Origin of the sequence: Burkholderia sp. LMG 13014 (assembly GCF_905232215.1) — a bacterium.
Lineage (GTDB): Bacteria > Pseudomonadota > Gammaproteobacteria > Burkholderiales > Burkholderiaceae > Burkholderia.
This window is the reverse complement of the sequence record NZ_CAJNKE010000157.1, coordinates 1-11,634: the sequence shown is the minus strand read 5'-3', so window position 1 is coordinate 11,634 and position 11,634 is coordinate 1. Positions and strand designations below refer to the sequence as shown.

Here is an 11,634-nt window from a genome sequence, read left to right as displayed (position 1 = left end):
GCAACATCCGCTGGCGTCGCTCCGGCGCTGCCTCCCGCCTCTCTCCATGCGCGTGCAGGCACCGAATTACGCGCATGATGGCTTCATCTTAGGTAAAAATTCGCATGACCAACCAGTGGGAAACACCCGCGAGAAACGCTGGAAAGTATGCGGAATCGGCGCTGGGCGCGCGAACGTGTTTGCCGATGTCGATCCGGTGTCGACGTCGGGAAATTGATCAGCGGATTGGACGCTCGGGGACGCCAAACTTCATACGTTCTGTCGTGCGATATCGCCGCCGACACATCGCATTGAAAGCGTCGATATACATGCACTCGCGCGGTGGGAACGTTGTTCGCGATGGCTTGAAGTCGCGGTGAACGACTACCGCCAGTCAGCTTCCTCGACGAAAATCTCGAACCATGCGTTCATCACGGCCCAGAAGTCCACGTGCTCAAGCTCGGTCGGACGTTCGTGCCACGCTATCCATCCCATCGGGTTGCCGTCATCGGCCCCTTCACTCGAATCGACGCACAGCCAATCGCCGCTGCCGTTATGAAACACGGTCCGCACGCGATCCGGGTTCATGCCGAGCTTGCGCGTCTCGGCAGGTGTCAGGTCAAGCTTGTCCGTCAGCGCCGCCTGATCGGCGAGCGGCAGCGGCCCCATCGAATTCGCGGGAAAGAACGTCCAGCCGTCATGCACGGTTTGATGGAAAAGCCGCAGCGCCTCGGGCAGTGCGGCCCGGAACGGCGCATCAACCGGCACCCGCTCGCGCAACGGCGCACGACCGATGAAGAAATTCAGGTCGTCGTGCTCGATCGTGTACGGATACAGCAGCACGACGTCGCCACCGTCGTGGCGGAACACGGCCGGACGCGCGAGCTTGTCGCGAAAGAATTGCGCGACGGCCGGCAATCGTTCGATGATGCCGGCCCACATCTGCATGAGCGTATCCGCCAGCACGTCGTCCGGCGCGGCGAGTAACGCGCGCCAGGCAGGCGGCACACCGACATCGGCCGGAATCTCGTGCGCCGCGAGCCAGACGCTGCCGCTCGCCCGGAAGCGCTTCAACTCCGCCGCATAAGCCGGTGCGGTCAACTCGATCATTGCGTGTCACCCTCGAATGCCGGAACCCGCGCATTCTACTGCCCGCGTCGTCGCATCGATCGCGCATGGCCTGCGCCCGGGCCACCTGCCATGCGCAGGCCATGCGCGTCTTCTTGGTGCCCCACGCCACCGCGAGTATGCTTGCAGTTCGCTAACCGTCATTCACCACCACCGATGGATTTCGACGTCATCGTTCTAGGCGCAGGCATCGTCGGCGTCTCCGCAGCACTGCACCTGCAGGATCGCGGCCGCAAGGTCGCCCTCGTCGATCGCGGCGCACCCGGCGAAGGCACGAGCTTCGGCAACGCGGGGCTGATCGAGCGCTCGTCGGTCGAACCGTATCCGTTCCCGCGCAGCCCGTTCACGCTGATGCGCTATGCGCTGAACCGCTCGACCGATCTCTACTGGCACAGCGCGTCGCTGCCCGCATTCGCGCCATGGCTTGCACGTTTCTGGTGGGAATCGGCGCCGTTGCGTCACGCGGCAGCGTCGCGCGACATGCTGCCGCTGATCGAGCGCTGCATCGTCGAGCACGACGCGCTGATCGCACGGGCCGGCGCCGGCGAGCTCATCCGCGCAAACGGCTGGCTGGAAGCGTTCCGCACGCCGGCCGCATTCGAACGCGGCGTGGCCGACGCCGGACTCACCGCGCGCCGCCACGGGCTCGGCATCACGCCGCTCGATGCCGCCGCGCTGCGCGTGCACGAACCGAGCCTCGCGCCAGGCTTCTGTGGCGCGCTGCACTGGCTCGATCCGAAAAGCGTCGTCGACCCGTCAGCGCTCGTCAAAGCGTACGCGCAACTCTTCGTGCAAGGCGGCGGCACGCTGCTGACGGGCGACGCCGCAAGCCTCGAAGCGCGGTCGCCGGGCTGGCAGGTCAGGACGCAGGACGGCATGGCCGCCGCGCCGGCCGTGGTCGTCGCGCTCGGGCCGTGGTCCGACACGGTGTTCGGCAAGTTCGGCTACAAGATCCCGCTGCGCGAGAAGCGCGGCTATCACATGCACTACGCGCCGTCCGCGCGCGGCGTGCCGTCGGCGCCGATCGTCGATCGCGAATACGGTTACGTGATCGCCCCGATGAAGCGCGGGCTGCGCTTGACGACCGGTGTCGAAATCGCCCGCCGCGGCGTGCCGCCCACCGGCGTGCAGCTCGAACGCGCGGAACGCGTCGCGCGGCCGGTGTTCGGTTTCGGCGAGCGGCTCGACCCGCAACCGTGGCTCGGCTTCCGGCCGTGCACGCCCGACATGCGCCCGGTGATCGGCCCCGCACCCGCGCATCGCGGGCTGTGGTTCGCGTTCGGGCACAACCATCACGGGCTGACACTCGGTCCCGTCACGGGCCGCCTGCTGGCCGAGATGATGACGGGCGAAGCGCCCTTCACCGATCCGGCGCCGTATCGCGCGGATCGCTTCTGACCGGGCAACGCATCGAAGCGCGCTCAGTCGAGCGCGCGGCCAAAGATGCGGATCACTTCGTCGAGATGTTCGGCCATCGCGCGGCGCGCGGCGTCCGGGTCGCGTGCGCGGATCGCATCGAGGATCGCACGGTGTTCCTGTTCCGACCGGTGCGGCATGTCGTTCGGCATGTACAGCGACTGCAGCCGCTGGAACATCAGGTCGTACTTGTGCGCGAGCAGCTGCTTGATCATCAGCGCATACGCGGCGTTGTCGCTCGCTTCCGCGATGCGGATATGAAACAGCCGGTCGCCCGGATGCGTGAGCGAGCCGCTGCGGTTGTCTTCCTGGTTGCGCAGGAACGCCTCGTGGATCCCTTCGATCTGCTCGTCCGAGCCGTGCTTCGCGGCCAGCGACGCGGCTTCCGGCTCGATCAGCCGGCGCGCCTGCAACAGCGCGAACGGCGGGATTTCGGTATCGAGGTCAAGTGCGATGCCGAGTTCGGGATCGATCTCGATGATCGTGAACGGCGCCGCCTTCTCCGCAAGGACAGGCGCGGGTTCGGGTGCGGCGGCCGTTTCGGGGTGGCGCACCTTCACGCCGTCGCCGACGCGCACGCTCACGAGGCCGCTCACTTCGAGCGCGATCAGCGCCTCGCGCACCGACGTGCGCGACACGCCGAACTGTTCGGCCAGTTCGCGCTCGGGTGGCAGATAGCTGCCCGGCGGAAAATCGCCGGACTCGATCATCGCACTGAGCTTGTCGGCGATCTGCTGGTAGAGACGGCGGTTCTGAATCGGCTGGATGGACATACGTTGATGCAGGTGATCGGTTTCGTTCCGGACGGTCTGACGAATCGAACAGACCGTTCGCGCCTATTTTATATGCCGCGCTTCACCGCGCCCGGCGGCACCGCGTAGCAACGCGCGGCGGTACCGCCCCACAGCGCGTGGCGCTCGGCCGCCGACAGCCGCGATTCGGCCCAGCGTTCGACGATCGACGCGACTTCGTCATACGACGCGGCCAGCAGGCACACGGGCCAGTCCGACCCGAACATCAGCCGCTGCGGGCCGAACGCGTCGAGCGCCGCGTCGAGACACTGCTCGATATGTCGGACGTCCTTCCCGCGCAGGCCGCGCCGCCAGTCGGCCTCGGTCACGAGCCCCGACAGCTTGCACGCGACATGCGGCAGCGCGCCCAGCTCGCGCAACGCGGCACGCCAGCGCGAGAGTGCGGTGTCGTCGCGCTCGAAATCGGCAAGCGCGGGCTTGCCGACATGATCGAGCACGAGCCAGTGCGCGTCGTGCCGCGCGCAGAATGCCTGCACGTCCGGCAACTGGCGCTCGAACACGAGCACGTCGTACACGTAGCCGTGCGCCTGCAGCCACGCGACGCCGCGGTTGAAGCCCGGCTCCGCGACGAACGCGCCAACATCGGCTTCGTCCTGCACCTGGTGGCGGAAGCCACGCAGCTTCGGGCTGTGCCATTCGGCGATACGATCCGCGAGCTGCGGTGCAGCGAGATCCTCCCAGCCGACCACCGCCGCGATACGCGCATCGTCGCGTGCGAGTTCGAGCAGGAATGCCGTCTCGTCGCGCCCGGCGCGCGCCTGCACCGCGATCGACGCGCCGAGCGCCTGCGCATGCATCAGCGGCCACAGCGTGTCGGGCAGGTAGTCGCGTGCGAGCACCGCCATCCCGGCGCCGATCCACGGGTAATCGGCGGCGCGATAGCGCCAGAAGTGCTGATGCGAATCGATGCGCACTGCGCCCATGATGCCCTCGTGTCCGGTCGCGACGGCGGCGGCGGCGCGCGCCACCGCCGCTCGACGCAACGTTCAGTCGTACAACACCGCCGCGATCTTCGGATCGTCGATATTGGTCTTGTCGTACCAGTAGAAACCGGTATCGATGACCTTCGGCAGCTTCTCGCCCTTGATCGCCTTCACGGCCGCCTCGACCGTCTTGTAGCCGATCCCGATCGGGTTCTGCGTGATCGCGCCGGCCATCAGCCCGCTGCGGATCGCGTCCTTCTGCTGCTTGCCGGAATCGTACCCGACGATCACGACCTTGCGCTTCATCTCGCGCACGCCATTGACCACGCCGATCGCCGAGCCTTCATTGGTGCCGAACAGCCCCTTGAGCTTCGGATACGCCTGCAGGATCGACTTCGTCACCTCGGTCGACTTCAGCTGGTCGCCTTCACCGTATTGCACGGTCACGATCTGCACCTTCGGATGCGCCGCTTTCATCCGTTCGAGAAAACCGTCGCGGCGGTCGATGCCGGTGCGGCTCGTCTGGTCGTGCGCGACCACGGCCACCTCGCCTTCGTCGCCGATCAGCGCGGCGAGCTTGTCGGCGGCAAGCGACGCGGCGGCCTTGTTGTTGGTCGCGGCCGTCGTCACCGGGATGTCGCTGTCCACGCCCGAGTCGAACGCGATCACGGGGATCTTCTCGGCCTGCGCCTTTTTCAGGAGCGGCAGTGCGGCCTTGCTGTCGAGCGCCGCGAAGCCGAGCGCGGCCGGCTTCTTCGCGATCGCGGCCGACAGCATGTCGATCTGCTTGTCGACCATCGCCTCGGTTTCGGGGCCTTCGAACGTCACCTTCACCTTGTAGTCCTTCGCGGCCTGCATCGCGCCCGCTTTCACGGCCTGCCAGAACTGATGCTGGAAGCCCTTCGAGATCAGCGGGATGTAGGTTTCCTGCGCGTGCGCGCCGGCCGTGACGCCGACGGCGAACGTCAGCCCGACGATCGCGTTCAACACCTTGCTCCTGATCACTTCGCGTCTCCTTTTTTCGTATCGACTGGAACGACTGGAACACCGGCCGGAACCGGCTTTGAAGCGCATGCCTGCGCGGGTGCGTGTATCAGCGGCGGCGCCGGCGCAGGATGTCGACGTAGACGGCCAGGATGATGATCACGCCCGTCACGACCGTCTGCCACTCCTGCGCGACCGACATGATGCGCAGGCCGTTCGTCAGCACGCTCATGATGAACGCGCCGATGATCGTGCCGACGATGCTGCCCGCGCCGCCCGACAGCGACGTGCCGCCGATCACGACGGCCGCGATCGCATCGAGCTCGTAGCCCTGCCCGAGCGCGGGCTGTGCGGAATTCAGCCGCGACGCGATCAGGAGCCCGGCGATCCCGCACACCGCACCGCTGAACGTGTAGACCGCGATCTTCCACGCATCGACGTTCACGCCCGACAGCCGCAGCGCTTCCTCGTTGCTGCCGAGCGCGAACGTGTAGCGGCCGAAGATCGTCCGGTTCAGCACGATCGACGCGCCGATCGCGACGAGGAACAGGATCAGCACCGCGTTCGGAATCGGCAGCGCGGGAATCAGGTTGCCGATCAATGAATCCTGCGCGATCGACGTGAAGCCCGGCGTGTCGTTGAAGTAGATCGGCCGCGTGCCCGAGATCACGAGCGACAGCCCCTTGAGCAGCATCATCATGCCGAGCGTCGCGATGAACGGCGGCACCTTCATCTTCGCGATCACGAAGCCCGACACGCTGCCCGACAGCGCACCGAAGCACAGCGCGGCCAGGATCCCGAGCGGCAGCGGCATGCCCCACTTCGTCAGTACGACGCCGGCCATCACCGCGCAGAACGTCATCAGCGTGCCGACCGACAGGTCGATGCCCGACGTGATGATCACGTAGGTACAGGCGACGGCCAGCACGCCATTCACCGCGGTGGCCTGCAGGATCGCGACGAGGTTGTCGACTTCGAGGAAGTTCGGCGACGCGAAGCTGAAGAACACGATCAGCAGCACGAGGCTCGCGAACGCGAGCAGCTTTTGCCGCGCGGTCGGGTTGAAGAAGCGCGACTTCAGGCTCGATGCACCGGCCGGCGTGTCGCCGGAAGCAAGGGGCGGAACGGGATGCGTATCGTTGGACATGATCGTAGGGGCTGAATCAGGACAATACGGTCGACTCGCGCTGCGTCGCGAGCTGCATGATCTTTTCCTGCGTGGCATCGGCCGCGCGCAATTCGCCGGTCACGCGGCCTTCGCACATCACGAGAATCCGGTGGCTCATGCGCAGCACTTCCGGCAACTCCGACGAGATCATCACGATCGCCTTGCCGTCGGCGGCGAGCGCGTCGAGCAACTTGTAGATCTCGCTTTTCGCGCCGACGTCGATGCCGCGCGTCGGCTCGTCGAAGAACAGGATGTCGCAGTCGCGCAGCAGCCACTTCGCGATCACGATCTTCTGCTGGTTGCCGCCCGACAGCAGCCGCGCCGGCTGCGCGACCGACGGCGTGCGGATCGCGAGCTGCCGCACGTACGACTGCGCGGTGTCGCGCAGCGCGCGCGCATCGAGAAACACGCCGCGGCGCACGAAGCGGCGCAGGCTCGACAGCGCGATGTTGTTCTGCACGTCCATCCCGACCGCGAGCCCGAAGTGCTTGCGATCTTCGGACAGGTAGCCGATGCCGTGCTTCACCGCATCGGCCGGCGTGCGGATCGTCACGGCCTTGCCGTGCACGCGGATCTCGCCCGCGTCGACCGGGTCCGCGCCGAACACCGCGCGCGCGACCTCGGTGCGGCCTGCGCCCATCAGCCCCGCGAAGCCGAGGATCTCGCCGCGCCGCAGCGTGAAGCCGACATCGCGGATCGCGCGGCCGCGCGACAGCCCGCGCACTTCGAGCGCGATGGCGTTCGCGGACGTATCGGGCGGCGTGCGGGATTCGGTGGCGAGCTGGCGGCCGACCATCATCGCGATGATCGCGTCCATCGACGTGTCCGCCATCGGCACGGTCGCGACGTACTTGCCGTCGCGCATCACCGTCACGCGATCGGCGATCTGGCGCAGCTCGTCCATCTTGTGCGAGATATAGACGATGCCGACACCGTGGGCACGCAGGTCGCCGATGATGCGGAACAGCTCGGCGATCTCCGCGTTGTTGAGCGCGGCAGTCGGCTCGTCCATGATCAGCACGCGCGAGTCGAACGACAGCGCCTTCGCGATCTCGACCATCTGCTGCTTCGCCACCGTGAGCCGGCCGACCGGCGTGCGCGGGTCGAGATCGAGGCGCATCCGCGCGAAGATCGCGGCCGCGTCGCGGTTGAGTGCCGCTTCGTCGACGAACACGCCGAAGCGGCCGCGCGGCTCGCGGCCGATGAAGATGTTCTGCGCGACGCTCAGGTGGTTCATCAGGTTCAGTTCCTGATGGATGATGCCGATCCCGAGCGCCTGCGCGGCGCGCGGATCGGCGATCTCCACCGCGCGGCCGTCCATCCGGATCTCGCCTTCGTCGCGCTGGTAGACGCCCGCGAGGATCTTCATCAGCGTCGACTTGCCCGCGCCGTTCTCACCCATCAGCGCATGCACTTCGCCGGCACGCAGGTCGAAACGGCAATCGTCGAGCGCCTGCACGCCGGGGAAGCGCTTGCCGATGCCGGTCAACGCGATCAGCGGCGGCGCGGGGTTCGGGTTCAGGTCGAGTTGCATGGATCGCAGCCCTTAGCCGATCGCGCGGTCGAGATGCGTATAGCCGCCGTCGACGAACAGCCACTGGCCCGTCGTGTGCGAGGCGCGTTCGGACAGCAGGAACACGGCCGTATCGGCAATTTCCTCGGCTGTCGTGAAGCGCTTGCCGAGCGGCACCTTGCCTGCGATGGTGGCGAGCTTCGCGTCGGGATCGTCGAAGCCGGCGAGCCAGTTCCGGTACAGCGGCGTCATCACCTCGGCCGGGATCACCGCGTTCACGCGCACGCCGTCGTCGCGCAGCGCGACCGCCCATTCGCGCGTCAACGCGAGCTGCGCGCCCTTCGATGCGCAATAGCCGCTCGTGTTGCCCTGCCCGGTCACGGCCGTCTTCGACGAAAGGTTGACGATCGCGCCGCGCGCCGCCTTCAGGTGCGGCACGCAGTAGTGCGCCATCACGTAGTAGTGGATCAGGTTGCGCTCGAGCGATGCGACGAACGCGTCGCGCCCGGCATCGAGCCCGATGCTGTCGTTGACGCCCGCGTTGTTGACCAGGCCATCGAGGCGGCCGAAGCGCGTGATCGTTTCCGCAACCGCGTCGCGGCATTGCGCATCGTCCTGCAATTCGACCGAGAGACACGCGGCATGCGGCTGCTTCTGCACGAGTGCGCGCCAGAACGCATCGTCGGGCGTGTGGCGCGCGAACACCACCGGAATCGCGCCTTCGTCGGCCAGCCGCATCGAGATCGCGGCGCCGATACCCGACGCGCCGCCGGTCACGATCACGACCTTGTGTTGCAGATTCAAATCCACGTCGCGTCTCCGTCGTTCATGTTGTCGGCGCGCATGACGCGCGTCGCGCGCGGCCGTACTTCAGCCGCGGAACCGGTATTGCTCCAGCGATTCGGGCTTCATCTCGATCGAGAAACCGGGCGCCGTCGGCGGCATGTACGCTGCGCCGCGCACCACGCACGGCTCGACGAAATGCTCGTGCAGATGATCGACGTACTCGGTCACGCGCCCTTCCTTCGTGCCGGAAATGCACACGTAGTCGATCATCGACAGATGCTGCACGTACTCGCACAACCCGACGCCGCCTGCATGCGGGCACACGGGCAGCCCGTACTTCGCGGCCATCAGCATCACCGCGAGAATCTCGTTCACACCGCCGAGCCGGCATGCATCGATCTGCACCACGTCGATCGCGCCGCGCGCGATGAACTGCTTGAACAGCACGCGGTTCTGGCACATCTCGCCGGTCGCGACCTGCACCGGCGCGATCGCGTCGCGAATCTTGCGATGCCCTTCGACGTCGTCGGGGCTCGTCGGCTCCTCGATGAACCACGGCCGCGCGAACGCCAGCTCGCGCACCCAGTCGATCGCTTCGTCGACTTCCCACACCTGGTTCGCGTCGATCATCAGCTGGCGGGCCGGGCCGATCACCTCGCGCGCGATCGTCACGCGGCGAATGTCGTCTTCCAGGTTCGCGCCGACCTTCAGCTTCACGTACTCGAACCCGGCTTCGACGGCTTCGCGGCACAGCCGCCGCAGCTTGTCGTCGCTGTAGCCGAGCCAGCCGGCCGACGTCGTGTAGCACGGGTAGCCGTCGCGCTCGAGCAACGCGATCCGTTCGGCCTTGCCCGGCGCCTGCCGGCGCAGCAGGTCGAGCGCTTCGTCCGGCGTCAGGCAGTCGGTCAGGTAGCGGAAGTCGATCGCGCGCACCAGTTCCCCGGGGCGCATGTCGGCCACGAGCCGCCACAGCGGCTTGCGTTCGGCTTTCGCCCACAGATCCCACACCGCGTTGACGACGGCACCCGTCGCCAGATGGATCGCGCCCTTGTCGGGGCCGATCCAGCGCAACTGGCTGTCCGACGTGACGTGGCGCCAGAAGCGGCCCATGTCCGCGCGGATCCAGTCGAGGTCGAGGCCGACGACGAGGTGACGCATCGCGTCGATCGCCGCGCAGCAGATCTCGTTGCCGCGCCCGATGGTGAACGTGAGCCCGTGACCTTCGAGCCCGTCGCGGTCGGTTTCGAGCACGACGTAAGCCGCCGAATAATCGGGGTCCGGATTCATCGCATCGGAGCCGTCGAGCTGGCGCGAAGTCGGGAAGCGCACGTCGAGGACGCGCATCGATCGAATGATAGGCATGGCGAACCGTCCGTTAAAGGAAATCAGGCCTGCACGGTGCGCTGGCGTTGCTCGCCGAGCCCGTCGATGCCGAGCGTGATCACCTGTCCGGCGCGCAGATAGACGGGCGGCTTCTGCCCGAGGCCGACGCCCGGCGGCGTGCCGGTCGAGATCACGTCGCCCGGCTGCAGGCTCATGAAGCGGCTCAGGTAGCTGATCAGGTGCGGCACGCGGAACACCATCGTCGCGGTCGTGCCGTTCTGGTAGCGATGGCCGTCCACGTCGAGCCACAGCCGCAGCCCATGCGGATCGGGCACGTCGTCGGCCGTCACGAGCCACGGGCCGAGCGGCCCGAACGTGTCGTTGCCCTTGCCCTTGTCCCACGTGCCGCCGCGTTCGAGCTGGAATTCGCGCTCCGACACGTCGTTCACGACGCAATAGCCGGCGACGTGCGACAGCGCGTCGGCTTCCGCGATATAGCGGCCGCCCTGGCCGATCACCACGCCGAGCTCGACTTCCCAGTCGGTCTTCTCCGAGCCGCGCGGAATCTCGACGTCGTCGTTCGGCCCCGAGATCGCACTCGTCCACTTGCCGAACACGACGGGCTCCTTCGGTACGTCCATCCCCGATTCGGCCGCGTGGTCGGAATAGTTGAGCCCGATGCAGATGAACTTGCCGACCCGGCCGACACACGCGCCGAGCCGCGGCGTGCCTTCGACCCGCGGCAGCGACGACGGCGGAATGTCGCGCAGCCGCGCGAGCGAGGCCGGCAACAGCGCGTCGCCGGCGATGTCGTCGATCACGCCGGACAGGTCGCGGATCTGGCCCTGCGCATCGAGCAGGCCCGGCTTTTCATGGTGTTTGTCGCCAAATCTGAGCAGTTTCATGTCGTCTTGAGCGGAACCGGAAAGTGAAAGGAAGGCCTGGTCAGTTTGACCAGCCGCCGTCGATCAGGTGAATCGCGCCGGTCGTGAACGACGCTTCGTCGGACGCGAGGTACAACGCGAGCGCGGCCACTTCTTCCGCGCTGCCGATGCGGCCGATCGGCTGGCGCGCGACGAACGCCTGGCGCACCTCGTCGGTCGACACGTGGCGCGTGCGCGCCTGGTCGGCGATCCGCTGCTCCAGCGACGGCGATTCGATCGTGCCCGGGCAGATCGCATTGCAGCGGATGCCCCGCTCGACGAAATCGGCGGCGACCGCCTTGGTCAGCCCGATCACGGCCGCCTTGGTCGTGCCGTACACGAAGCGGTTCGGCACGCCCTTCACGCTCGACGCGGCCGACGCCATGTTGACGATCGACCCGCCGCCGGCTTCGAGCATCGCGGGCAGCAGCGCGCGGATCAGCCGGTACATCGACGTGACGTTCAGGTCCAGCGAGAACGCCCATGCGTCGTCGTCGCAGTCGAGGATCGAGCCGTGGTGCACGAAGCCCGCGCAGTTGAACAGCACGTCGAACGCGCGTTCGCTCGCCGCAAGCGCCGCGACGTCCTGCGCATCGGTCACATCGAGCCGCCGCGTGGTCAGCCGGCCGCCCGCGCGTTCGGCGTCGGCCTCGAGCCGCACGAGCGCGGCTTCGTTGAT

At 67.2% G+C, this 11,634-nt stretch carries 12 protein-coding genes; 2 read left to right on the top strand and 10 right to left on the bottom strand.

The window, feature by feature from the left end; translation table 11 throughout:
• The coding region (locus JYJ84_RS17275; RefSeq protein WP_205189319.1) for a hypothetical protein at positions 1-217 on the top strand (217 nt) is incomplete at its 5' end.
• Between the two features lie 146 nt (positions 218-363).
• Here the strand turns inward: JYJ84_RS17275 and JYJ84_RS17270 are convergent.
• Positions 364-1,089: an SMI1/KNR4 family protein gene (locus JYJ84_RS17270; protein WP_122947799.1), complete on the bottom strand. Its 726-nt coding sequence runs from the start codon at positions 1,087-1,089 to the stop codon at positions 364-366.
• A gap of 174 nt (positions 1,090-1,263) precedes the next feature.
• Between JYJ84_RS17270 and JYJ84_RS17265 the strand changes: the two genes are divergently transcribed.
• On the top strand, positions 1,264-2,505 hold the full coding sequence (locus JYJ84_RS17265; protein WP_122947800.1) for an FAD-binding oxidoreductase: 1,242 nt from the start codon (positions 1,264-1,266) through the stop codon (positions 2,503-2,505).
• A 23-nt stretch (positions 2,506-2,528) separates the two neighbouring features.
• On the opposite strand, the gene JYJ84_RS17260 is transcribed toward JYJ84_RS17265, so the two are convergent.
• The 9 genes from JYJ84_RS17260 to JYJ84_RS17220 form a co-directional block, all read right to left on the bottom strand.
• Positions 2,529-3,296, bottom strand: coding sequence for a FadR/GntR family transcriptional regulator (locus JYJ84_RS17260; RefSeq protein WP_174956007.1), 768 nt, complete (start codon positions 3,294-3,296; stop codon positions 2,529-2,531).
• 68 nt (positions 3,297-3,364) lie between these two features.
• Entirely contained in the window at positions 3,365-4,258 is an 894-nt protein-coding gene (locus JYJ84_RS17255) for an amidohydrolase (RefSeq protein ID WP_175223156.1), read from the bottom strand.
• Positions 4,259-4,321: 63 nt separating this feature from the next.
• Complete coding sequence (locus JYJ84_RS17250) at positions 4,322-5,263, bottom strand: ABC transporter substrate-binding protein (protein WP_174956009.1); 942 nt, start codon at positions 5,261-5,263, stop codon at positions 4,322-4,324.
• 88 nt (positions 5,264-5,351) lie between these two features.
• Positions 5,352-6,389, bottom strand: a complete 1,038-nt coding sequence (locus tag JYJ84_RS17245) for an ABC transporter permease (RefSeq protein ID WP_122947803.1) — start codon at positions 6,387-6,389, stop codon at positions 5,352-5,354.
• 16 nt (positions 6,390-6,405) lie between these two features.
• On the bottom strand, positions 6,406-7,944 hold the full coding sequence (locus tag JYJ84_RS17240) for a sugar ABC transporter ATP-binding protein (protein WP_175223157.1): 1,539 nt from the start codon (positions 7,942-7,944) through the stop codon (positions 6,406-6,408).
• Positions 7,945-7,956: 12 nt separating this feature from the next.
• A complete protein-coding gene (locus JYJ84_RS17235) occupies positions 7,957-8,733 on the bottom strand; it encodes an SDR family oxidoreductase (RefSeq protein ID WP_122947805.1) in 777 nt (258 codons plus the stop codon).
• Between the two features lie 60 nt (positions 8,734-8,793).
• Positions 8,794-10,071, bottom strand: a complete 1,278-nt coding sequence (locus JYJ84_RS17230) for an L-fuconate dehydratase (protein WP_175223158.1) — start codon at positions 10,069-10,071, stop codon at positions 8,794-8,796.
• Between the two features lie 23 nt (positions 10,072-10,094).
• A complete protein-coding gene (locus tag JYJ84_RS17225) occupies positions 10,095-10,937 on the bottom strand; it encodes an ureidoglycolate lyase (protein WP_122947807.1) in 843 nt (280 codons plus the stop codon).
• Positions 10,938-10,977: 40 nt separating this feature from the next.
• Positions 10,978-11,634: SDR family oxidoreductase (locus tag JYJ84_RS17220; protein WP_205189318.1), on the bottom strand; the 657-nt coding region annotated here is incomplete at its 5' end.

Coding starts and splice junctions, on each gene's coding strand:
- JYJ84_RS17265 (WP_122947800.1), top strand. CDS start 1,264: ATGGATTTCGACGTCATCGTTCTAGGCGCAGGCATCGTCGGCGTCTCC.
- JYJ84_RS17255 (WP_175223156.1), bottom strand. CDS start 4,258: ATGGGCGCAGTGCGCATCGATTCGCATCAGCACTTCTGGCGCTATCGC.
- JYJ84_RS17230 (WP_175223158.1), bottom strand. CDS start 10,071: ATGCCTATCATTCGATCGATGCGCGTCCTCGACGTGCGCTTCCCGACT.
- JYJ84_RS17225 (WP_122947807.1), bottom strand. CDS start 10,937: ATGAAACTGCTCAGATTTGGCGACAAACACCATGAAAAGCCGGGCCTG.
- JYJ84_RS17270 (WP_122947799.1), bottom strand. CDS start 1,089: ATGATCGAGTTGACCGCACCGGCTTATGCGGCGGAGTTGAAGCGCTTC.
- JYJ84_RS17260 (WP_174956007.1), bottom strand. CDS start 3,296: ATGTCCATCCAGCCGATTCAGAACCGCCGTCTCTACCAGCAGATCGCC.
- JYJ84_RS17245 (WP_122947803.1), bottom strand. CDS start 6,389: ATGTCCAACGATACGCATCCCGTTCCGCCCCTTGCTTCCGGCGACACG.
- JYJ84_RS17240 (WP_175223157.1), bottom strand. CDS start 7,944: ATGCAACTCGACCTGAACCCGAACCCCGCGCCGCCGCTGATCGCGTTG.